At 63.6% G+C, this 20,909-nt stretch carries 21 protein-coding genes; 11 read left to right on the top strand and 10 right to left on the bottom strand.

Annotated features, from left to right (window positions below; translation table 11 throughout):
* Nucleotides 1-1,252, bottom strand: a 1,252-nt coding sequence (locus tag V7D69_RS08210; RefSeq protein ID WP_333605544.1) for an AAA family ATPase, incomplete at its 3' end; no start/stop codon positions are given.
* 131 nt (nt 1,253-1,383) lie between these two features.
* Nucleotides 1,384-1,614, bottom strand: a complete 231-nt coding sequence (locus tag V7D69_RS08205) for a DUF1192 domain-containing protein (protein ID WP_414690902.1) — start codon at nt 1,612-1,614, stop codon at nt 1,384-1,386.
* Nucleotides 1,615-1,691: 77 nt separating this feature from the next.
* On the opposite strand from V7D69_RS08205, the gene V7D69_RS08200 reads away from it, so the two are divergent.
* From V7D69_RS08200 to V7D69_RS08185, 4 genes are all read left to right on the top strand, one after another.
* Nucleotides 1,692-2,693, top strand: coding sequence for an NAD(P)H-quinone oxidoreductase (locus tag V7D69_RS08200; RefSeq protein WP_333605543.1), 1,002 nt, complete (start codon nt 1,692-1,694; stop codon nt 2,691-2,693).
* Between the two features lie 23 nt (nt 2,694-2,716).
* A complete protein-coding gene (locus tag V7D69_RS08195) occupies nt 2,717-3,331 on the top strand; it encodes a glutathione S-transferase family protein (protein ID WP_324060841.1) in 615 nt (204 codons plus the stop codon).
* Nucleotides 3,332-3,456: 125 nt separating this feature from the next.
* A complete protein-coding gene (locus tag V7D69_RS08190; protein ID WP_333605542.1) occupies nt 3,457-4,161 on the top strand; it encodes a DUF1013 domain-containing protein in 705 nt (234 codons plus the stop codon).
* 109 nt (nt 4,162-4,270) lie between these two features.
* Entirely contained in the window at nt 4,271-5,962 is a 1,692-nt protein-coding gene (locus V7D69_RS08185) for an AMP-binding protein (protein ID WP_333605541.1), read from the top strand.
* Here V7D69_RS08185 and V7D69_RS08180 read toward each other — a convergent pair.
* Nucleotides 5,949-6,398 (bottom strand): hypothetical protein, encoded by a 450-nt coding sequence (locus tag V7D69_RS08180; protein WP_324060836.1) that lies wholly within the window; start codon nt 6,396-6,398, stop codon nt 5,949-5,951. The two genes, V7D69_RS08185 and V7D69_RS08180, sit on opposite strands and share 14 nt — an antisense overlap.
* A gap of 140 nt (nt 6,399-6,538) precedes the next feature.
* Between V7D69_RS08180 and V7D69_RS08175 the strand changes: the two genes are divergently transcribed.
* Nucleotides 6,539-7,546 (top strand): adenosine kinase, encoded by a 1,008-nt coding sequence (locus V7D69_RS08175; RefSeq protein WP_333605540.1) that lies wholly within the window; start codon nt 6,539-6,541, stop codon nt 7,544-7,546.
* Nucleotides 7,547-7,585: 39 nt separating this feature from the next.
* Here V7D69_RS08175 and V7D69_RS08170 read toward each other — a convergent pair whose 3' ends face one another.
* The gene (locus V7D69_RS08170; protein WP_324060838.1) at nt 7,586-8,101 is read right to left on the bottom strand and encodes a hypothetical protein; all 516 of its coding nucleotides are present in this window, start codon (nt 8,099-8,101) and stop codon (nt 7,586-7,588) included.
* Nucleotides 8,094-9,377 carry a phosphoribosylamine--glycine ligase gene (purD, locus tag V7D69_RS08165; RefSeq protein ID WP_333605539.1) on the bottom strand — a complete coding sequence of 428 codons (1,284 nt, stop codon included), beginning with the start codon at nt 9,375-9,377 and terminating at the stop codon, nt 8,094-8,096. The genes V7D69_RS08170 and purD overlap by 8 nt, the downstream gene beginning before the upstream one ends.
* A 54-nt stretch (nt 9,378-9,431) precedes the next feature.
* Between purD and xseA the strand changes: the two genes are divergently transcribed.
* Genes xseA through V7D69_RS08145 form a run of 4 tightly spaced genes read left to right on the top strand, consistent with a single transcriptional unit; the run spans nt 9,432 to nt 13,045 of the window.
* Nucleotides 9,432-10,892: an exodeoxyribonuclease VII large subunit gene (gene xseA / locus V7D69_RS08160; RefSeq protein ID WP_333605545.1), complete on the top strand. Its 1,461-nt coding sequence runs from the start codon at nt 9,432-9,434 to the stop codon at nt 10,890-10,892.
* A 26-nt stretch (nt 10,893-10,918) separates the two neighbouring features.
* On the top strand, nt 10,919-11,122 hold the full coding sequence (locus V7D69_RS08155) for a DUF2093 domain-containing protein (RefSeq protein ID WP_333605538.1): 204 nt from the start codon (nt 10,919-10,921) through the stop codon (nt 11,120-11,122).
* Nucleotides 11,119-11,997 (top strand): M23 family metallopeptidase, encoded by an 879-nt coding sequence (locus V7D69_RS08150; RefSeq protein WP_333605537.1) that lies wholly within the window; start codon nt 11,119-11,121, stop codon nt 11,995-11,997. Before V7D69_RS08155 ends, V7D69_RS08150 begins: the two co-directional genes overlap by 4 nt.
* 40 nt (nt 11,998-12,037) lie before the next feature.
* Nucleotides 12,038-13,045, top strand: a complete 1,008-nt coding sequence (locus tag V7D69_RS08145; RefSeq protein ID WP_333605536.1) for an esterase-like activity of phytase family protein — start codon at nt 12,038-12,040, stop codon at nt 13,043-13,045.
* 101 nt (nt 13,046-13,146) lie between these two features.
* Here the strand turns inward: V7D69_RS08145 and rpmB are convergent, their stop codons facing one another.
* A complete protein-coding gene (gene rpmB / locus V7D69_RS08140; protein ID WP_324061481.1) occupies nt 13,147-13,431 on the bottom strand; it encodes a 50S ribosomal protein L28 in 285 nt (94 codons plus the stop codon).
* Between the two features lie 128 nt (nt 13,432-13,559).
* Here rpmB and V7D69_RS08135 point away from each other — a divergent pair, with 128 nt between their 5' ends.
* Nucleotides 13,560-14,015, top strand: a complete 456-nt coding sequence (locus V7D69_RS08135) for a nucleoside deaminase (RefSeq protein ID WP_333605535.1) — start codon at nt 13,560-13,562, stop codon at nt 14,013-14,015.
* 21 nt (nt 14,016-14,036) lie between these two features.
* Here the strand turns inward: V7D69_RS08135 and V7D69_RS08130 are convergent, their stop codons facing one another.
* From V7D69_RS08130 to V7D69_RS08115, 4 genes are read right to left on the bottom strand one after another with little or no spacing between them, the layout of a single operon-like run.
* On the bottom strand, nt 14,037-14,444 hold the full coding sequence (locus tag V7D69_RS08130) for a ketosteroid isomerase-related protein (RefSeq protein ID WP_324061485.1): 408 nt from the start codon (nt 14,442-14,444) through the stop codon (nt 14,037-14,039).
* A gap of 46 nt (nt 14,445-14,490) precedes the next feature.
* The gene (locus V7D69_RS08125) at nt 14,491-15,138 is read right to left on the bottom strand and encodes a ribonuclease T2 family protein (RefSeq protein ID WP_324061487.1); all 648 of its coding nucleotides are present in this window, start codon (nt 15,136-15,138) and stop codon (nt 14,491-14,493) included.
* Between the two features lie 41 nt (nt 15,139-15,179).
* Entirely contained in the window at nt 15,180-16,055 is an 876-nt protein-coding gene (gene nadC / locus V7D69_RS08120) for a carboxylating nicotinate-nucleotide diphosphorylase (protein WP_324061541.1), read from the bottom strand.
* Nucleotides 16,056-16,081: 26 nt separating this feature from the next.
* A complete protein-coding gene (locus V7D69_RS08115; RefSeq protein WP_324061489.1) occupies nt 16,082-18,343 on the bottom strand; it encodes an NADP-dependent malic enzyme in 2,262 nt (753 codons plus the stop codon).
* Between the two features lie 115 nt (nt 18,344-18,458).
* On the opposite strand from V7D69_RS08115, the gene mutS reads away from it, so the two are divergent.
* A partial coding sequence (mutS, locus tag V7D69_RS08110; RefSeq protein ID WP_333605534.1) for a DNA mismatch repair protein MutS occupies nt 18,459-20,909 on the top strand: 2,451 nt, incomplete at its 3' end.

Here is a 20,909-nt window from a genome sequence, read left to right as displayed (position 1 = left end):
CCTCGTCGATCACGTCGATCGCCTTGTCGGGCAGCTTGCGGTCGTTGATGTAGCGGGCCGAAAGCTCGACCGCGGTCTTGATCGCATCGGGCGTGTACTTGACCTTGTGGTGCTCCTCGAAGGCGGTGCGCAGGCCCTTGAGGATCTTGATCGTGTCCTCGATCGTCGGCTCGTTGACGTCGATCTTCTGGAACCGGCGCAGCAGCGCGCGGTCCTTTTCGAAGTGGTTGCGGAACTCCTTGTATGTGGTCGAGCCGATGCAGCGGATCGTCCCACCCGAAAGCGCGGGCTTAAGCAGGTTCGATGCGTCCATCGCGCCGCCACTGGTTGCCCCGGCGCCGATCACGGTATGAATCTCGTCAATGAACAGGATCGCGTGCGGCATTTTCTCCAGTTCGGAGACGACCTGTTTCAGACGTTCCTCGAAATCGCCGCGATAGCGCGTACCGGCCAGAAGGCTGCCCATATCGAGTGAGTAGATCACCGCCTCGGAAAGCACTTCAGGCACTTCCCCTTCGACGATCTTTCGGGCGAGCCCTTCGGCGATGGCGGTCTTGCCCACGCCGGGATCGCCCACGTAGAGCGGATTGTTCTTGGAGCGGCGGCAGAGGATTTGGATGGTTCGATCAACCTCCGGCCCGCGGCCGATCAGTGGATCGACCTTGCCCAGCAGCGCCTTCTCATTGAGATTGACGCAGAACTGGTCGAGCGCGGAATCCTTCTTGCCGCTCGCATTCTTGGCGTCCGCCTTCTCTTCCGGGGTGGGCGTATGATCCTCGGCGCCCTTGGGCGTGCGATCCTCGATACGCTTGCCGCCCTTGCCAATGCCGTGGCTGATATAGCTTACCGCGTCCAGACGGCTCATGTCCTGCTGTTGCAGGAAATAGACGGCGTAGCTGTCGCGCTCGGAAAACAGGGCCACCAGCACATTGGCGCCGGTCACCGTGTCTTTGCCCGAGGACTGCACGTGAAGGATCGCGCGCTGGATCACCCGCTGGAAACCGGCGGTGGGGGCGGGATCGCCCTTTTCCTCGGTCTTGAGCGACTGGTATTCCTGGTCGAGGTACTGCCGCACCACGTCGCCCAGATCGCCGAGGTCCACGCCGCATGCCTGCATGACCTGGGCCGCATCCGGATCGTCGATCAGCGCAAGCAGCAGGTGCTCGAGCGTCGCGTATTCGTGGCTGCGCTCCGACGCATGAGACAGAGCCGCGTGCAGGGTCTTTTCAAGGCTTTGGGCGAAACTGGGCATTTAGATCACTCTCGTTGGGAGGGCGAACTCTCCTTGAGGGAGGTTGTACGCTGGATAAGGTTTCCGACTAATATAGGTGTGCATAGGATGCTTGCGAGGTGCCTTGGGCGTGGAGGGGCACCTTGCCCTATTCACGGTGTCCGACGCCTGAACAATGCGTCCGCCGCGGCCATATGCGCGGACGATTTACGCCGGTGCTCCCGGATGCGGGCGATCTCTGCTTCGAGAAGAGCGATGCGTGCGTCAAGTTCGTCCAGCGAATAGCTTTCCAGGCTTTCGCTGGCGAGAAGGCTGGCGGCTCCGAGCTTATCCTCGGACGACCGCCGCCGCGGTCGATCGTCGTCGTCCATCGGATGCAGCATCGGACGGGAATGCTTTACTGTCAATGGCCTCGAAAACGGTTCCCCTCAGGTGGTACAGTGTGGCAACAGGTGAAATCATGTTAGCTGATCTCCCCGCGATGATGACCGCTGTCGGGTTCGAGGCCCCCGGCGATCCCGATGTCTTGCAGCCGATCACGCTGCCTGTACCCAGGCCGGGTCCGGACGAAGTACTGGTCAAGGTGGCGTTCGCCGGCGTCAACCGGCCCGACGTGATTCAGCGCAAGGGTCAGTATCCGCCGCCTCCGGGCGCGTCCCCGATTCCCGGACTGGAGATCGCCGGCACCGTCGCGGCGCTGGGCCAGGGCGTTACGGCACTGATACCGGGCCAAGCGGTCTGCGCGTTGGTGTCGGGAGGGGGTTATGCACAGTATTGTCTGGCGAAGGCCGGGCATTGCCTTCCCGTGCCTGAAGGCTTGTCGCTCGCCGAGGCTGCGGCATTGCCCGAGACTCTCTTCACCGTCTGGCATAACGTGTTCGAGCGTGGCTATGCCCGCGAAGGTGAAACCGTCCTTGTCCATGGCGGGACCAGCGGCATTGGCACCATGGCGATCATGCTCGGCATACACTTCGGCTTGCATGTGATCGTGACTTGCGGCTCGGCGGAAAAATGCGCGCGCGCGCTGGAAATCGGCGCGGCGCACGCGATCGATTACAAGGCTGCCGACTTTGTGGAGGAGGTGGCGCGGATCACCGGCGGCAAGGGGGTAGACCTGGTGCTGGACATGGTCGCGGGAAGCTATGTGCCCCGCAACCTCAAGTGCCTGGCCGAGGACGGGCGCCATGTGACCATCGCCGTGCAAGGGGGCGCCACGGCGGAGATCAACATGGCCGTGGTGATGCGGCGCCGATACACGCTCACCGGCTCCACGTTGCGGCCGCGTTCGGACGAGTTCAAGGCCCTGCTGGCGCAAGAGCTTCGCGCCAATGTTTGGCCGCTGGTGGAGCGGGGTGAACTGCGCCCGATCATGGATGCCTGTTTTCCGCTCGCCGAAGCCGCCGCCGCGCATGAGCGGATGGAAGTGGGCGCGCATGTGGGCAAGATCGTGCTGGAGGTGTAAGATAGGACGTGGTGGACACGCCTATGGAAGACCTGATTCTTCATGAGGATCCGCGCAGCGGCAACTGCTACAAGATCCGCCTGACCGCGGCGTTACTGGGCAAGCCGCTGCGGCGGGTGCAATACGACATCATGAACGGCGAAACGCGCACGCCGGACTTCCTGCGCAACGTCAACGCCAATGGGCGGATCCCGGTTCTGCAGATCGGCAATCGCTTCTTACCCGAAAGCAATGCGGCATGCTGGTATCTGGCGGAGAGCTCTCGCTTGATCCCGAGCGATCGTTTCGACCGCGCCGATATGCTGCGCTGGATGTTCTTCGAACAATACAATCATGAACCGAACGTCGCGACATTGCGCTTCTGGCTGCTCTTCGTGGGAGAGGCGCATCTCAACGAGTTCCAGAAAGGGCAGATCATGGCCAAACGCGCCGGGGGCGAAGCGGCGCTGGAGGTGATGGAGGAGCATTTGAAAGAGCGTGAATGGCTTGTGGGCAAGACAGTCACGCTCGCTGACATCGCGCTTTATGCTTACACTCATGTCTGTGAGGCGGGCGGCTTTCGGCTCCATGATTATCCGGCGATCTGCCGCTGGCTCGATCGCGTGTCGGGCCTGCCTCGATATGTCTCGATGGATTGATGCCGGGGCGCGCTTTGCAGGAAGCGTGCGTTTTGCTTGCCGAATCCGCAAAGCTTCCCTAAATCGAGCGCGAACGGCCGCTCCGCGAAGGGGCGGCCCTTATTGTTTCCGCCGGAGATAGAGACATGAGCCAGCCCACTCCGCTGATGCCGCACGCGACCGCTTCATGGCTGGTCGACAATACCGCGCTGACTTTTGAGCAGATCGCCGAGTTCTGTGGCCTGCACATGCTTGAGGTCCAGGCCATGGCCGATGACCTGGCGTCCAGCAAGTATACCGGCCGCGATCCCGTGCGAGCCGGTGAACTGACGATGGAAGAGATCGAGAAGGGGCAGGCCAATCCCGATTACAAGCTGCGGATGCACAAGGCGCCCGTCACGGTCAGCCGCACCAAGGGGCCGCGTTATACGCCTGTTTCCAAGCGCCAGGACAAGCCGGACGGCATAGCTTGGATACTGCGCAATCATCCCGAGGTGTCGGACGCGCAGATCGGCAAGCTGATCGGTACGACCCGCAATACGATCGCCGCGATCCGCGACCGCTCTCACTGGAATATCGCCAACATCACACCCAAGGACCCCGTCACGCTGGGCCTCTGCTCGCAGCGCGAATTGGACGCCATCGTCGCCAAGGCCGCCAAGAAGGCCGGTATCGAGGAAGACGCCGCGGGCGACGAGCGCCTGGTCGATGATCGCGAGGCCCTGATCGAGGAATTGCGGGCCGAGCGTGAGGCGGCCGCCAAGGCTGCCAGCGAGGCGGCGCAGGAGGCCGAGGCGGCCGCGTGGCTCCAGGCGAAGCGTGCGGCGGAAGCGGAAGAGCGCGGAGAATAATCCAGGCTCGCTTTCGCGTCCGGGCAGCTGGGCTCCGTGACTGTCGGCTGAGTTAACAACGGCACACAAGTCCCTTGCCGGGCGCCGGAGTTGCGCCCACAACCGCTTCATGGAGGAGCGGATTGGTCCGGACGCATGGCGGGAGCGCTATGCACATCCCTGCGATTGGGCGCAGGATTTCACGCCGCTGGCGATGACCGACATGTTTGCCGACAGCGTTGCGCGCTTCGGCGATCGCGCTCTGGTCGATTTCCTCGGGCGTGAATATACCTATCGGCAGATCCAGGCGGAGGCGCGCCGCTTTGCCGCCGGACTTCAATCGCTCGGACTGCGCAAGGGCGACCGCATCGGACTCTATCTGCCCAATGTGCCCATGTATCTTTCCGCCTATTTCGGCGGTCTGATGGCCGGGCTGACGCTGGTTAACTTCTCTCCGCTTTACACCGCCGCCGAACTAGAGGCGCAAGTGGCCGACTCGGGAACCCGGCTGTTGGTGACGCTCGACGTGCGATCGCTATTACCGGTAGCAGAGCAGGTGTTGCGCGATTCACCGCTGGAATGGTTGGTGGTGGGCAGTCTGGTAACGCAATTGCCGTTCTGGAAGGGCGTCGGGATGCGTCTGTTCCAGCCGCGGCAGGTCATGCCGGTTCCCGCCGATGCGGACATGCTGAAGTGGCAGGACCTGCTGCTTGACCGGGCACTTGAGCCGGTTGCGATCGATCCGCTCAAGGATATCGCCTTGGTGCAGTATACTGGCGGCACCACGGGCACGCCTAAGGGGGCGATGCTGAGCCACCAGAATCTGACCGCCAATGCCCGCCAGATCGAGGCGATCGATCCGCATGCCCATGCGCGCGACGTGATCGTGGGCGTACTGCCGTTTTTCCATGTCTTCGCCAATGCCTGCGTGCTTAATCGCACCGTTTACGACGGCGGGATGATGGCGATTCTGCCGCGCTTCAGCGCCGGACAGACGCTGGCGACGCTTCAGCGGGTCAAGGCAACGGCCATGCCGGGTGTGCCGACCATGTATCAAGCGATGCTGGATCACCCGGCAATGGGACGGACCGATTTTTCCAGCCTTTTCACCTGCATATCCGGCGGCGCCCCTTTGCCGGGACCGGTGAAGACCCGCTTTGAAAAGGCAAGTGGAGCCAAGCTGGTGGAAGGTTATGGTCTCACGGAAACCGCGGGCGTAACGTCCACCAATCCTTTCGACGGGCGCGAACTGCCTGGCTCGATCGGCCACCCGCTTCCCGGCACAGACCTGCGCCTGCTGGACAAGGATGATCCCGCACGCGATGCGCTACCCGGCGAACCCGGCGAACTGGCGGTGGCTGGACCGCAGGTCATGCTGGGCTACTGGAACCGGCCGGAGGTGGCCGCATATGCTTTCGTTGAGCGAGAAGGCAAGCGATGGCTGCGCACCGGCGATATCGCGACGATCGATGAAGATGGCTATGTGCGAATCGTCGATCGCAGCAAGGACATGATCGCGGTGAGCGGTTTCAAGGTGTTTCCCAGCCAGGTCGAGCGCGTTCTGCTGGGGCACCCGGCCGTTCGCGAGGTCGCCGTCCTGGGTGTGCCGGATTCCTATCACGGCGAGGTTCCGCGCGCCTTCATGGTGACAGATCCCGCCGCCCATGCCGATGCGGAGGAGATTGCAAGCTGGGCCAACGCCCGTCTGGGCAAGCATGAGCACGTGGACCGGGTCATCCTGCTTCCATCCTTGCCCAAGACCATGGTGGGCAAACTCGATCGCCGGGCCTTACGGGTGCAGGTGGGACTTACTTCTGCCTGAGCGCCGCCACGCAGGCAGCGCGGTCGACATCTTGTCCATCCGATGAACGGCGCGCGTCGGCGTAAGTTGCCAAGGGCTCCTGGGAGCTGGAAGTCGGATAGAGATAGACATCGAGCACGCACGCCGTGCCGATGAACTGCAGCTTGCGCGCATCGCCTTCCCACACGTCCAGCCGGGGTTGGCCGAACTCGCGAACGAGTTGATTCTGTGTGGCGCCGATCACGCCTTGTAGTCCGGGCGCCGACTGGAATTGCGGGTCATGCAGAGTTGTGCGCGCGGGCTGGCGCACGGATGGCATCGCCGTGCTTCGTCCGGTCGGGCGCGGTGTGCTGGCCACTTGGCCGCCGCCGCAAGCGGCAAGCAGCAGCGTCAGCAAGCAGATGGCCGGCACACAGGGGATGCGGCAGTGGGGATTCCCCGCGTAAAGGTCTTTCATGGTCGATCCCCGCCTTCGCGTGCCACCTGCACGCTGTCAACGGTCTCTGGTCGGCGGATGCTTGCGGAGCGGCGGACCGCGCGCTACTCGCGCCTCATCGCGCTATTTGCGCATCGGCTTTTCAAGGAAACCACTTTCTCATGACGCAACCCAGCCTGGACGTCATCGCTATCGGCAACGCCATCATCGACGTTATCGCCAATTGCGAGGAAAGTCTGATAGAGCAGCTTGGACTGGCGCGCGGCGGCATGATGCTGATCGACGCCGATCAGGCCCGGATGCTTTACGATGCCATGGGCCCGGCGCGCGAGGTTTCCGGCGGATCAGCGGCGAATACGCTGGCCGGGCTGGCGGCGTTGGGCGCCAAATGCGGCTTTATCGGGCAGGTTGCGCAGGACCAGCTTGGCGAGGTTTTCACGCATGATATTCGCGCGGGCGGCATTCAGTTCACCGTCCCCCCGCGCGCGGGCAATCCGCCGACCGCACGCTGCCTAATCTTCGTCACGCCGGACGGCCAGCGCACGATGAACACCTTTCTTGGCGCCTCGCATTACCTTCCGGCGGCGGCGCTAGATGAAACGGTGATAGCCGACGCCGAGGTGCTTTATCTGGAAGGCTATCTGTGGGATCCGGAAGAGCCGCGTGCGGCCATGCGCAAGGCGATTGCCGCGGCGCGCAAGGCGGGCCGCAAGGTGGCCTTCACCCCATCGGAGACTTTCGTGATCGACCGTCACCGCGCCGATTTCATAGACCTGATTGAGGCCGGCCAGATCGATGTGCTGTTCTGCAACGAACATGAGATGGCGGCGCTGACTCAGCAGGATGATTTCGAAACCGGGGTCGCCACTCTGGCCCCTAAAATTCCGGTTCTCGTCGTGACGCGCAGCGCTCAAGGCGCGATTGCGATTGCCGGCGGTATGCGTGAACAAGTCGCCGCCGAGCCGATCGAGAAAGTGGTTGACACCACCGGCGCCGGCGATCTGTTTGCGGCCGGTTTCCTGTTCGGCCATGTCCGCGGCATGAAACTGGCGGATTGCCTGCGAATGGGGGCTATCTGCGCCAGCGAGATCATCTCGCATTATGGCGCCCGCCCTGAAACGAATCTCAAGGCGTTCGTCGCCGAGCGGATGAGCGACCTGGCGATTTGATCTGAGGGCGGGCGATGGTGCCCGCCGCCATGAAGTGCGCTAGACGCCGGCCGGATCATTAGGCGGCAACGGTGGGCCGCCTTCCTGCTCGGTCCGCATCCGCGCCAGACACTCGGCTTTTCGCTTGTCGCGCGCGTCAGTCAATTCTTGCGCCATCTGGCCCGGCAGGGCGCAGTCTCGTTCAGGACGGATCGGGTGCTTGGCCAGGCATCCGGCCTGCGTGCTGAAGAGATTGTCGGAGCAGTCCTGAAATGCCGCTTGGTCGGCATCGTGCAAGCTCTGGCAGCTCTGCGTCCAGCGCTGCTTATAAGAAAGCTCGGCGAAGTTGACGCAGTCCTCGTATTCGGTCTGCGCGGCCTGCATGCGCTTCGCTCGATCAGCCAGCGCCTTTCCCTGGGCGTCGGCTGCAGCCTTCTTTTCGGCCATGGCTTGCGTTTGTCGGCGGATCTCCTGCGATGGCAGGAAGATGCCATAATAGAATCCGATGCCGCCTCCGGCGAGCAGCACCGCCAGCGCCAGCGCCAGCTTCAGAATGGCGTTCGAATGCTTAAGCATGGGCCTTTTCGCGGGCCACTTCGCGCCAGCCGATGTCGCGTCGGCAAAAGCCGGTGGGGAAGACAATGGCGTCGACCGCCGCATAAGCGTTGCGTTGGGCCTCTGTCACCGAAGCGCCCCGCGCGGTGACGTTGAGCACGCGGCCGCCATTGGCCACAAGCTGGCCGTCTTTCAGTGCGGTGCCGGCGTGGAAAACTTTGGCGCCATCGGCCTCGGCCGCGGCTATCCCGTCAATCGCGCCGCCCTTTTCGGGTGTGGCGGGGTAGCCGTTTGCCGCCATTACCACTGTCAGCGCCGCGTCGTCCGAAAAGCGCGGCGGTTCGACCGCGGCCAGCCGGTTTTCCGCGCAGGCGTGAAGCAGCTCGACAAGATCCGATTCGAGCCGCAGTAGCATGACCTGGCATTCGGGATCGCCGAAGCGGCAGTTGTATTCGATCAGTTTCGGCCCCTCTCGCGTCAGCATCAGGCCCAGGAACAGCACGCCGGAATAAGGCATGCCCTCATCGGCGAGGGTTTTTACAGTTGGGGCGATGATCCGGGTCATTGCTTCGCCCGCCAGCTCGGGCGTCAGCACCGGGGCCGGGCTATAAGCGCCCATACCCCCGGTATTCGGACCGGTATCGCCGTCACCCATCCGCTTGTGATCCTGCGCTGAGGCGAAGGGCACGATGGTGGAACCGTCAGTAAGCGCGAAGAAGCTGGCCTCTTCGCCTTCCAGGAACTCCTCTATCACCGCCTCGGCGCCAGCATTGCCGAAACGGCCGGCGAAGATGTCGCGCACGGCGTCTTGCGCTTCAGCCATGGTCATCGCCACGGTCACGCCCTTGCCAGCGGCCAGGCCATCGGTCTTGATGACCACGGGCGCGCCGAACTTTTCCAGTGCCGCCATGGCGTCAGCCTCGTCGGCAACGCGCACATAGCCGCCGGTCGGGATATTGGCGCGCGCGCAAAGGTCTTTGGTAAAGCCTTTTGACCCCTCAAGCTGGGCCGCTGCTTTGCTGGGACCAAACACGGAAAAGCCCCCGGCGCGCAGGGAATCGGCCAGCCCATCCACCAGCGGGGCTTCGGGACCGATAACGATCAGCCCGATGGACTTTTCCTCGCAGAAGGCGATCACGGCTGCATGGTCCGACGGGTCGAGCGCAATGCAGGTCGCATGCTCGGCGATCCCCGGATTGCCAGGCGCGGCCCATAGCGTGTCGCAGAGCGGGGATTGCGTCAGCTTCCAGGCCAGCGCATGTTCGCGGCCGCCGGAGCCGAGAAGAAGGATGTTCATTTGCCGCGCTCTTTCAATGACACTTCCGAAAACGACGATGATGGCGATGATCGCATGGGGGCGCTGGTAGCGAAGGCAGCGGCCGGGGACAACGCCGCGCCGCTTTCCATTAGCGAGATTTCAGCGCTGCTCAAGCGCACCGTGGAGGACCAGTTCGGCTTCGTGCGTCTGCGCGGGGAGCTTTCGGGCGTGAAGCAAGCCGCTTCGGGACACCTTTATTGCTGCCTCAAGGATGACAAGGCCGTGATTGACGGCGTCATGTGGCGCGGGGGTGCCCAGCGTCTCGCCTTCCGGCCTGAAGACGGGATCGAGGTGATCGCCACCGGTAAGCTGACCACTTATCCGGGCCGCTCGAAATACCAGATCGTCATCGAAACAATGGAGATCGCCGGCGAAGGCGCATTACTGGCGCTGTTGGAAAAATTGCGCGCGCGCCTAGCGGCGGAAGGGCTCTTCGCGCCGGAGCGCAAGCGGGTGCTGCCGTTCCTGCCACATGTGATCGGCGTCGTGACGTCACCCACCGGAGCGGTGATCCGCGACATCCTTCATCGCCTCGCCGATCGCTTTCCCAGCCGCGTGCTGGTTTGGCCCGTGCTGGTGCAGGGCGAAGGCGCAGCGCAGCAGATCGCAAATGCGGTGCGAGGCTTTTCCGCCATGACACCGGATGGGCCGGCGCCGCGCCCTGATCTTGTCCCTGATCTTGTCATAGTCGCGCGCGGTGGCGGCTCGATCGAAGACTTGTGGAGCTTCAACGAGGAGATCGTCGTTCGCGCCGTAGCCGAATCGCGCATTCCGGTGATCTCGGCCGTCGGGCATGAGACCGACACGACGCTATGCGACTACGCCGCGGATCGCCGTGCGCCAACGCCCACCGCCGCGGCCGAGATGGCGGTCCCGGTGCGCGCCGAATTGCAAGGCCAGCTTGACGAACTAGCGTTGCGAAAGCGCCGCTGTGCGCTGCGGCCAGTGACCTTGGGACGCGAACGACTGGAAGCGCGCATGCAGCGCTTGCCGAAACCGGAGACGATTCTTGCAGCCAAGGCGCAGAAGCTTGACGAATTGTCGGAGCGGCTGCGGCGGGCGCTCCAGGACGAGGCGCGTGGCAAGCGCGAGCGTCTTCAAGCGATCGCCGCCAAGTTGTCGCTTCCTTTGCTGCGCCATCGCATTCAGGCCAGCCGGGAGCGTCTTGAGCGCGTCGGCCTGGCGCGGGGCTTGCTGGTCCGTCGCTGGGGTCTGGCGCGTGATAGCCTGGCGCCGATGGCACGCGTACTGCCGCAACTGGACCCCCGTTTGCCGCTTCGGCGCGGCTATGCCTTGGTCACAGACAACGAGGGCCGGGCGCTGACCAGCCGCGAACGCGCCGCTCGCGAGAGCGCGTTGACGCTTGAATTTCGCGACGGCAAGCTGGCGGTCACGGTTAGTTCAGGCGGGGGCGAACATAGTGCGCCCGCACCGTCCCCGCGCAAGGTCCCCCGGTCCAGGGTCGGGGAATCTCGCCAAGGAGATTTGTTCTGATGGCCAGCTTTTGCTAGATTATGCCCATGCTTATGTCCTTCACCGATCGCCCCGCTTCGCTCAGTTACGGGCCTAACGGCTTTCGTGTGCTTAGCCCCGGCCACTATGTGACTTGTGCCGTGACGGGCGAGAAGATCGCCCTCGAAGCGCTGCGTTACTGGAGCGTCGAGCGGCAGGAGCCTTACGCCAGCGCGGATATCGCCACGCGGCACCTGCTCGATCAAGCATGAGGCGTGGCACCGCCGCGTGCTCGGCGGTGGTCTGCGCCGCGGCGATCGGTACGCTCTTAGCAATTCCAGGCGGCCCGTTGTTCCCCGATCGCGCCTTCGCATCCAGCGGCAGCGCTGAGCGGCCTGCCTTTTCGGGCGAGCTGACGCAGGGCGGGTGGATACGCGGCACCGTGCCAGCGGGGACGCGAGCGGTTTTGCTGGACGGGACGCCGGTGCCTCTCGCGACCGATGGCGCCTGGTTCGTCGCGTTCGATCGCGATGCGGCGCGAAGCGCGGTCCTCACCGTTACCGCTGTTGACGGCAGCGTGGCGTCATGGCCTCTCGCGATCACGCCGCGCGCCTGGCGGATCGAGAATGTTGACATTCCGCGCAAGCCCGAAGGCCCCACCGAAGCGTTCATGGCTTTGCGCCGGCCCGAGCTTGCCCGCATCGATGCCGCCCGCGCGATGGTGACGGACGCCCAAGGCTGGCGTCAGCATTTCATTTGGCCGCTGAAAGGACGCATCTCCGGCCGCTTCGGATCGCAGCGCATTTATCGCGGGGAGCCGGGTGCCTACCACTCCGGGGTCGACATCACGACCGGCCAAAGCGGGACCCCTTTTGTCGCGCCGGCTGATGGAGTGGTAATCCTGGCGGCACAGACCCCGTTCACGCTGGAAGGCAACCTGTTGATGATTGACCATGGCATGGGCCTTAACAGCGCCTTTCTGCATTGCTCGCAGGTCCTTGTGAAAGAGGGCGATCATGTGAAACAGGGCCAGGTGATCGGCCGCGTAGGGATGACCGGGCGCGCCACCGGGCCGCACTTGCACTGGTCGCTCAAGTGGGGGGAAGCACGGCTCGATCCCCTGCTTTTTACCGGGCCGATGAACTGACAGCCCTTGCAGCGTCCGGCAAAGGGACTAATCACGCCTTGTGCGCCGCAACATAGCCCTTTCGACCCTGCTGGCGGTGCTGCTGGTGCTCACATGGGGCAGGGGACATATGCCCCGCCCGGATGAGAACCTGCGTATAAGCGCGGTTCCAGTCGCCATGCCGCCCCCGCGCGTTCTGGCCCGTTATCTCGGGCCTTTCCGGTTTGAGGGCGCCTGGCATTTGATTTCCCGCGATTGGCGGTTTTTCGGTTATTCTTCCATGTTGCCGCAGCCGAATGGGGATATTCTCGCCGTCAATGACGCAGGGGGATATCTGCGCTTCTCGCCCCCCGCCGCCGCCGCCCACCGGCCTCAGGCGGGGTGGTTCAGCTTCCGGGACGACAAGACGGACAAGCTGGCGCACGATTCCGAATCGGTTGCATATGATTCCAGGACCGGCCGATACTGGCTTGGCCTGGAAGGGCAGAACGCCATCGTCCGTTTCGACGCGCGGATGGAGGAGGAGGCCAGGGTCCGCCCCCGCACAATGGCCAGATGGGGCAATAATACCGGGCCAGAAGCGATGGCGCGGCTGCCTGACGGGCGTTTTATCACGATTCGGGAAGTGACACGATCATGGGGGGAGGCCCGTCTGCACGAGGGGGTGGTGTTCGATGGCGATCCCACCGTGCACCGCGACGGACATAAGTTCCTATTCGACGGGCCAGACAATTTCTCGGTCGTGGACATGGCTTTGTTGCCGGACGGGCGCGCGCTTATTCTGATGCGCCGCTTCCTCTGGCCGCTTCCGATGCGGTTTGCTGGGCGGATCGTGATCGCGGACACGGCGCAGTTAAGGCCCGGCCGCATTTGGCATTCCATACCCCTGGCTTCGCTCGCCGCCGTGCTGCCCGTCGATAATTTCGAGGCGATCGGGGTGGTGCCCCAATCGGATCACCGGATCGTCATCTGGCTGATGTCAGACGATAACGACATGCGCGTCTTGCAGCGCACCCTGCTGTGGAAGCTTTCAGTCGACCCGCGCCAGCTGCCTTGGCCGGCCCGATAACCGGACACGCGAAAAGGCGCGCGGGAAATCCCGCACGCCTTTTCGCAGTCGACTTGCCAGTTTCTCTTGAAATCGGCTCTCTCGAAAGAGAGAGCCCGAAATCAGGCGGCCTGCTTCTTCTTCAGCTCGCGCTTCACCTTGACGGCGCGGGCGCTCAGCTTGGCGTCAGCGGTCTTCAGCAGCCAGTTGTCGAGGCCGCCATTGTGCTCGACCGAGCGCAGGCCATGCGTCGAGACGCGGAACTTGAAGCTGCGCTCCAGCCCTTCCGACATCAGCGTTACGTTCTGCAGATTGGGCAGATAGACGCGCTTGGTCTTATTGTTGGCGTGGCTGACGTTGCAGCCGACCTGGCGGCTCTTGCCGGTCAGTTCGCAGATGCGGGACATGGTCTTTCTCGCTCGAAAATTCTGTGGCCGTTTGCACGGGAAGGCGCGCCCTTACCGATTCACCCCGGCAAGGTCAAGTTTCCAGCGGCAAAGTTGCCTGCGCATTCTCCAAGCGCTAGCGCAATGGCATGAACCGCTGGCCTCTTCCCGAATATATGCAAATGGCTCTGGCGCAAGCGCGCGAGGCCGAGGCTGCCGGTGAAGTGCCGATCGGTGCGGTGGTGGTCAAGGACGGCCAGGTGATCGCGACCGGCCGCAACGGTCCGCGTGAGCGCTGCGACCCCACCAGTCACGCCGAGATGGAGGCGATTCGCAGCGCGGCGCGGGCCTTGGGCAACGAGCGGCTGGAAGACTGCGATCTTTGGGTGACGCTCGAACCCTGTGCCATGTGCGCCGGGGCCATCGTTCATGCGCGGATCGCAAGGCTCTATTACGGTGCGCCCGATCCCAAAGGTGGGGCTGTCGAACACGGCGCCCGCGTGTTCGAACAGGAGCAATGCATGCACCGGCCGGAAGTCTATACGGGTATCGGAGAAGTCGAAGCGGCCGAACTGTTGCGAAAGTTCTTTCGCACGCGGCGGTGATTCGGCGCTCGTGCGCCGACGTCAGCGGCCCTCGACTTGCGCAATCCAGTCAGCAAGGTTGTAGTGGTTGGAAACACGCCGGATCAGGCCGCTTTCCACCAGGAAGAAGGCGCCCACTCGCAGCTTGTACCGCTGTCCGCTCGCGGGCGGCAGATCGGCGTCGGTTTGCAGATATTCGCCTTCCAGCATGAACTCGGCTGCCGCCCGCGTTCCGTCAGGCGTGCCCATCAGCACGGGATCGATCACCTTTTCGCGGTAGCTGCGGTTCATATGCTCAAGGAAAGCGGCGAACTGCTGCTTGCCGTGGCGCGGTGCGCTCTGACTGGGTTCGTGCACGACGTCTTCGGCGAGCAGGTCAAGCATGCCTTGCGCATCGCCCTTGTTAAAGGCGTCGTAATAGGCGCGGATGAGTTCGATCGTGTCAGTCATGCTGTGATCCCGCTGTGATGCTTCGGAAAAAATGCGGCAGGGCCTGTTACAATCCACGCCAGATTTTCAGCATAGTCGCATCCGATGGCCCGAACCGCTCAGGCGGGCAACGGGCCGGACGAAAGCGCTTGTCGTAACAGAGACGTATCTCGCGCAGCCAGCCCGTGGGGTTGATGTTCAGCCCCACGGCTTCGCGGCGCCAGCCCTTGTTCAGGGCCAGGAACTCGTCGCGCAGGTCGCCGGCAGTCAATCCGTCCTTTTGCGATAGCGTGTCCGCGTCGGGCCAATGAATCGATTCCCAGAGAACGGCGCTGACCTGGAAGAAAGTTTCGGGGCGTCGGGTCATGCAAGTGCCGTGCTTGGCCCATTCGTGAGCGAGAAGCTGAGGTGATGGCGTCAGGCATAAGTGCCGGCGCAGCAGGGCTGGCGGTGGCGGTGGCGCAGACCTGCACCACTGCGGCGGAGGGTCGCGCCTGCCCTCGGGCCAGAGGCCGTGAAGAATGAAGCCGAAGCGGCCGTTGGTCCCGGAGCACTGCATCGAACGGGTATCGCCGCTGGTCTTGCAATAGTCCGGCGACCAACTTGCCGTCAGGGTATATCCCGCGACCGGTGTTTTGCGGGGCGCGCCGTCCGGTTTAATCGGGGCTACCGATGCAAGCGTCTGCGGCAAAGTGCATTGGTAGGCTTGCGCCATGGCCGGCGCCGGTAGCAGGCCAAACAGCGCCGCCCACGCCTTCACAGCGGCGTGAAGTCCAGGCCGATGTCGGCGGCCGGCGCGCTCTGTGTCAAGCGTCCCGCGGACACATACGTAACGCCGGTCGCCGCGATCGCGCCGATCGTCGCCAGATTGACTCCGCCGGAAGCTTCGGTGGGCACTCGGCCGGCCACCAGTGCGACTGCTTCCCGCAGCATTTCCAGCCCCATGTTGTCCAGTAGCAAATGATGTGCGCCGGCCTGGATGGCCGGCTCGATCTGTTCGAGATGATCGACCTCGCAGATGATCCTGGCGACGCCTGCGGCTCTCGCGCGGGCAACTGCGGGACCCACGCCGCCGGCGACCAGCACGTGATTGTCCTTTATCATCGCCGCATCCCACAGGCCCATCCGGTGGTTCTGAGCGCCGCCCATGCGGGTTGCGTATTTTTCCAGGTGCCTCAGGCCGGGGATAGTCTTGCGCGTATCGAGCAGAATGGCCGAAGCCTGTCCGTCGGGGTCGCGCATCGCATCGACATATTGCCGCGTCATGGTCGCAATGCCCGACAAGTGCTGGATGGTATTAAGCGCGCAGCGCTCCGCCGTAAGCATTGCGCGCGCATTGCCGGTAAGGCGCATCAGGTCCGTGCCCGGCTCGGCCCGTTGTCCTTCCTCGACGAGAAGCTCGACCTCCATGTCGGGATCGAGCTTGTGGAAGAAGGCGGCGGCAATCGGCAAGCCGGCCACAGTGATTGCGTCGCGCGAATCCATCACGCCGGAGAATCGCGCGTCAGCATCGATCACGCTTTCCGAAGTGACGTCATGGCCGCCGCCGGGAAGACCGACGCCCAGATCTTCCGCCAGCGTCGCTTCGACGAATGCGGCGAGGTCGAATCCCGGGAGCGAATACCGGCTCATCATTGCGTTCCAGCTGCTGGTCGAGTTCAATCCACGATCCCCGCCGCCGCAAGCACGGCGGAAGTCAGCAGATCGGGTGCGATCGAGGTCATCGGCACGATCTGCACCGGCTTTTCCATGCCCAGCAGCATCGGTCCGATATTGGTCGCGCCGCCAATCTCGCGCAGGAGCTTCGCGGAGATGTTGGCGGATTGCAGGCCGGGCATGATGAGGACATTGGCAGGGGCTGATAGACGGCAGAACGGATAGAGCGCCATGATCTTCGGGTTAAGCGCGGCATCCGGCGCCATGTCGCCGTCATATTCGAAGCCGGGGTTCTGCGCGTCGAGGATGTGGACGGCGTCACGGATGGTGTCGAGCCATTTGCCGGAGGGGTTGCCGAATGTCGAATAGCTGAGGAAGGCGACGCGTGGCTCGTGGCCCAGCTTTCGAGCGACGGCTGCGGTCTCGGTGGCTATCAACGCGAGCTGTTCCGCATTCGGGCGTTCGTTGATGGTGGTGTCGGCCATGAACACCGTATGCGTCTTGCCAACCAGCATATGAATGCCGAAGGGCAGCTTTCCTTCCGCCGGATCAAGCACGCGGCGCACGTCCCGCATCGATTGGGCGAACGGACGGGTCATGCCGGTAATCATGGCGTCGGCCACGCCCATCTTGAGCAGCCCGGCCGAGAAGACGTTGCGATCCGTGTTGCACATGCGTTGCACGTCGCGCTGGAGGAAACCGCGGCGCTTCAGACGTTCGTAAAGCATTTCCACCATCGGCGCGACGTGGATCGAAACCATCGAGTTCTCGATCTCGTAGCTCTCGGGATCGGCAACGCCCAGCTCCGCCATCCTGTCGAGGATCACCTGGGTTCGCCCAACCAACACCGGTTCGCCGTAGCCGAACTCGCGATACTGGATGGCGGCGCGCAGCACCACTTCGTTGTCCGCCTCGGCGAAGATCACGCGCTTGGGGTTCGCCCTGACCTGGGCATAGACGCCGCTCAGCACCGAGGTGGTCGGATTGAGGCGCGCCTTGAGCTCGTGGCGGTAGACGTCGAAATCCTCGATCTGCTTGCGAGCTACGCCTGAATCAATTGCCGCCTTGGCGACGGCGGATGGCACCACTTCCATCAAGCGGGGGTCGAACGGCGCGGGAATGATATATTCATGCCCGAACTGCTGCACTTCGCCATAAGCGGCTGCTACTTCTTCGGGCACTTGTTCGCGCGCAAGCTCAGCGATGGCGTGGGCGGCGGCGATCTTCATCTCTTCATTGATGGCGGTGGCGTGAACGTCCAGCGCGCCGCGGAAGATGAAGGGAAAACCCAGTACGTTGTTGACCTGGTTCGGATAGTCCGAACGGCCCGTAGCGACGATCGCGTCGGGCCGGACCGACTTGACTTCCGGCGGGGTGATCTCCGGATCGGGGTTGGCCATCGCGAAGATGATCGGTTGATCGGCCATGTCCTTAACCATGTCCGGCGTCACCGCACCCGCGACGGAAAGGCCAAGGAACACATCAGCGCCCTTGAGCGCTTCGGTAAGCGTGCGCCTGTCTGTGGTGACCGCATGCGCCGACTTGAACTGGTCCACGTTATCGCGGCCGCGGTAGATGACGCCCTTGGAATCGCAGACGATCACATTTTCGTGGCGGACGCCTATCGACTTGATAAGGGCGGTGCAGGCAAGCGCCGATGCGCCGGCGCCGTTGACCACGACTTTGACCTTGTCCAGATCGCGCCCGGTCAGGTGGCAGGCGTTGATAAGGCCGGCGGCGGCGATGATTGCGGTGCCATGCTGGTCGTCATGCATGACAGGGATGTTCATCCGCTCGCGCAGGGTCTGCTCGATGATGAAGCACTCGGGCGCCTTGATGTCTTCCAGGTTGATGCCGCCGAAGCTCGGCTCCATCATCGCGATCGCCTCGATCAGCGCTTCGGTATCCTCGCTGGCAAGTTCGATATCGATCGAATCGACGTCGGCAAAGCGCTTGAACAGCACGGCCTTGCCTTCCATCACCGGCTTTGAAGCCAGCGCCCCCAGGTTGCCCATACCCAGGATCGCCGTCCCGTTGGAGATCACCGCAACCAGATTGCCCTTCGCGGTATAATCGTAAGCGGTCTGCGGATTGTCCGCGATCGCCTGCACCGGCACAGCAACGCCGGGCGAATAGGCGAGCGAGAGGTCGCGCTGCGTCGCCATCGGCTTGCTGGCGATAATCTCGATCTTACCGGGGCGGATGGTCTCATGATAGAACAGCGCCTCACGCTCAGTGAATTGGACCTTGCTTTTCTCGGACAAGCTAAATCTCCCGCATCCGCTGCAGGCCCTAACGAATGTTGGGGCGACGCGATAGGGGAAAGGATCGAAAACCGCGCTTCACAAACGCGGAAACGGGGCGCTAACGCTGACATCCATGAATCCCGGCGCAACCCCGATGATGGCTCAGTATCTCGCTCTGCGCGAGGAAGCGGGCGATTGCCTGCTGTTCTACCGGATGGGAGACTTCTTTGAGCTGTTTTTCGATGATGCAAAGATCGCAAGCCAGATTCTCGACATTGCACTCACGACGCGTGGTGAACACAATGGGGTCGCCATCCCGATGTGCGGCGTGCCGGTCCATTCGGCAGAAAGCTATCTGGCTCGCCTCATAAAGGCCGGTTGCCGGGTCGCCATTGCCGAACAAGTGGAAACGCCGGCGGAAGCAAAGAAGCGCGGCGGTTCGAAGGCGTTGGTCGCGCGCGACATCGTGCGTTTCGTCACGGCCGGCACGCTGACCGAGGAAGCCTTGCTGGAGCCGCGCCGGGCCAATGTGCTGGCCGCCGCCTGCGAGGTGCGCGGGGTTGCCGGGATCGCCGCCTGCGATATCTCGACCGGCCGAATGGAACTGGAGGAATGCCCGCCGGAGCATCTGTCCGCCGTTCTGGCCCGGCTCGGAGCAATCGAACTGGTGCTGCCCGATGGTTGGGAAGGGGCGCCCGAGGGCGCCATAAGCCGTTCGGGCCATGAGTTCTCCTCGGAAGGCGGCGAAGCGCGATTGAAGCTGATCCATGGCGTCGCCACGCTTGATGGCTTCGGCTCCTTCACCCGCGCCATGCTGGCCGCCGCCGGCGGGCTCATCGCTTATCTGGATCATGTCGGTCGCGGGAAGCTGCCGCTGCTCTTGCCCCCTGCTTCGCGCTCAGGCGAGGCGACCCTCGCTATGGATGGAGCGACGCGAGCGAGCCTGGAAATCCTCGAATCCTCGACCGGCGGTCGTAAGGGTAGTCTGATCGATGCGATCGACCGCTGCGTCACTGGCGCCGGCGCTCGCCAGCTTGCGGAAGATTTATCCGCGCCGCTGACGAACTGCGCGGCCATCGCAGAGCGGCTGGAACTGGTCGAGTGGTTCCACGAAGATGCCCTGCTGCGTGAGGACGTGCGTGCCGCCCTGCGTGCGCTGCCTGACGTGGGCCGCGCGCTGGGCCGGGTCGTTGCGGGCAGAGGCTCTCCCCGCGATCTCGGTCAGCTTCGCGATGGTCTTTCCGGTGCGCGCATGGCTGCGGATTGGCTTGCGCGGCGGGAGGATTTGCCGATGTTGCTTAAAGCGCTGCTGCCCGATCTCGGCGGCCATGGCGCGCTGGTGGATCATTTCGAACGGGCGCTGGTGCCGGCGCCGCCCACTGAGCGGGGACAGGGCGGATATATCGCCGCCGGCTATGACGCGGCGCTGGACGAATTGCGCCGGATCGCGGGCAATGCGCGCCGGGCAATCGCCGCGCTTGAAGCAAAATATCGAGAGCAGACAGGCGTCGCCGCCCTCAAGATCAAGCACAACAACGTCCTCGGCTATTTCATCGAAGTGCCCCAGCGTCACGCGGATAAGCTGCTGGAACCCGACAGCGGCTTCTCCCATCGTCAGACTATGGCCGGCGCCATGCGCTTCAACGCGCTCGCCTTGCATGAGGAAGCGAGCCGCATCGCCGAAGCCGGCGTTCACGCGCTTGCCGCTGAGGATGCGCACTTTGAGGAGTTAGTGAGTGAAGCGATGGCGGCTCGGCACAAGATCGCTCGCACCGCCGCTGCGCTTGCGCGCATCGACGTTGCGGCCGGGCAGGCGGAACGGGCGGCGGAAGGCGGATGGGCGCGTCCGCAGGTGGTGGAGGGCTTCTCGCTCGATATCGAGGGTGGCCGTCACCCCGTGGTCGAGGCAGCGCTTGCAAATCAGGGTGAGCCCTTTGTCGCTAATGATTGCCGGCTCGGCACGCATGACCGGCTCTGGCTGATCGGCGGCCCCAATATGGGCGGCAAATCGACTTTTCTTCGGCAGAGCGCGCTGATCGTGCTGTTGGCGCAAGCCGGCGGCTTCGTGCCGGCCAAGGCGGCGCGTATCGGGATGGTCGACCGTCTGTTCAGCCGCGTCGGCGCTTCGGACAATCTTGCGCGCGGGCGTTCGACCTTCATGGTCGAAATGGTGGAGACCGCCGCGATTCTTTCGCAGGCCACTGAACGCAGCTTCGTGATACTTGACGAGGTGGGGCGCGGCACTTCCACGTACGACGGCCTCGCGCTGGCCTGGGCCGTGGCCGAGGCTGTCCACGAGACGAACCGCTGCCGCTGTCTTTTCGCCACGCATTACCATGAACTGGCGCGATTGGCGGAAACCTGCGAGGCGCTGTCTCTGCATCACGTTCGCGCGCGGGAGTGGAAGGGCGACCTCCTTCTGCTTCATGAAGTGGCGGAGGGTCCGGCCGATCGCAGCTATGGCCTTGCCGTCGCGCGGTTGGCGGGGATACCGCCGAAGGTCATCAGTCGCGCAAAGGCGGTGCTGGATAAGCTGGAAAAGGGTCGTGCCGAAACCGGCGGGCTGGCGGCGGGTCTTGGCGAC

The sequence above is a fragment of the Novosphingobium sp. genome, assembly GCF_036733805.1.
In the GTDB taxonomy this organism is placed as follows: domain Bacteria; phylum Pseudomonadota; class Alphaproteobacteria; order Sphingomonadales; family Sphingomonadaceae; genus Novosphingobium.
This window is presented reverse-complemented; position numbering and strand designations above follow the sequence as displayed.

Coding starts and splice junctions, on each gene's coding strand:
- V7D69_RS08185 (WP_333605541.1), top strand. CDS start 4,271: ATGGAGGAGCGGATTGGTCCGGACGCATGGCGGGAGCGCTATGCACAT.
- V7D69_RS08125 (WP_324061487.1), bottom strand. CDS start 15,138: ATGGCGCAAGCCTACCAATGCACTTTGCCGCAGACGCTTGCATCGGTA.
- purD (WP_333605539.1), bottom strand. CDS start 9,377: ATGAACATCCTTCTTCTCGGCTCCGGCGGCCGCGAACATGCGCTGGCC.
- V7D69_RS08130 (WP_324061485.1), bottom strand. CDS start 14,444: ATGACTGACACGATCGAACTCATCCGCGCCTATTACGACGCCTTTAAC.
- nadC (WP_324061541.1), bottom strand. CDS start 16,055: ATGAGCCGGTATTCGCTCCCGGGATTCGACCTCGCCGCATTCGTCGAA.
- V7D69_RS08195 (WP_324060841.1), top strand. CDS start 2,717: ATGGAAGACCTGATTCTTCATGAGGATCCGCGCAGCGGCAACTGCTAC.
- xseA (WP_333605545.1), top strand. CDS start 9,432: ATGGGGGCGCTGGTAGCGAAGGCAGCGGCCGGGGACAACGCCGCGCCG.
- V7D69_RS08135 (WP_333605535.1), top strand. CDS start 13,560: ATGAACCGCTGGCCTCTTCCCGAATATATGCAAATGGCTCTGGCGCAA.
- V7D69_RS08205 (WP_414690902.1), bottom strand. CDS start 1,614: ATGCTGCATCCGATGGACGACGACGATCGACCGCGGCGGCGGTCGTCC.
- V7D69_RS08175 (WP_333605540.1), top strand. CDS start 6,539: ATGACGCAACCCAGCCTGGACGTCATCGCTATCGGCAACGCCATCATC.
- V7D69_RS08170 (WP_324060838.1), bottom strand. CDS start 8,101: ATGCTTAAGCATTCGAACGCCATTCTGAAGCTGGCGCTGGCGCTGGCG.
- V7D69_RS08150 (WP_333605537.1), top strand. CDS start 11,119: ATGAGGCGTGGCACCGCCGCGTGCTCGGCGGTGGTCTGCGCCGCGGCG.
- rpmB (WP_324061481.1), bottom strand. CDS start 13,431: ATGTCCCGCATCTGCGAACTGACCGGCAAGAGCCGCCAGGTCGGCTGC.
- V7D69_RS08190 (WP_333605542.1), top strand. CDS start 3,457: ATGAGCCAGCCCACTCCGCTGATGCCGCACGCGACCGCTTCATGGCTG.
- V7D69_RS08180 (WP_324060836.1), bottom strand. CDS start 6,398: ATGAAAGACCTTTACGCGGGGAATCCCCACTGCCGCATCCCCTGTGTG.
- V7D69_RS08155 (WP_333605538.1), top strand. CDS start 10,919: ATGCTTATGTCCTTCACCGATCGCCCCGCTTCGCTCAGTTACGGGCCT.
- V7D69_RS08200 (WP_333605543.1), top strand. CDS start 1,692: ATGTTAGCTGATCTCCCCGCGATGATGACCGCTGTCGGGTTCGAGGCC.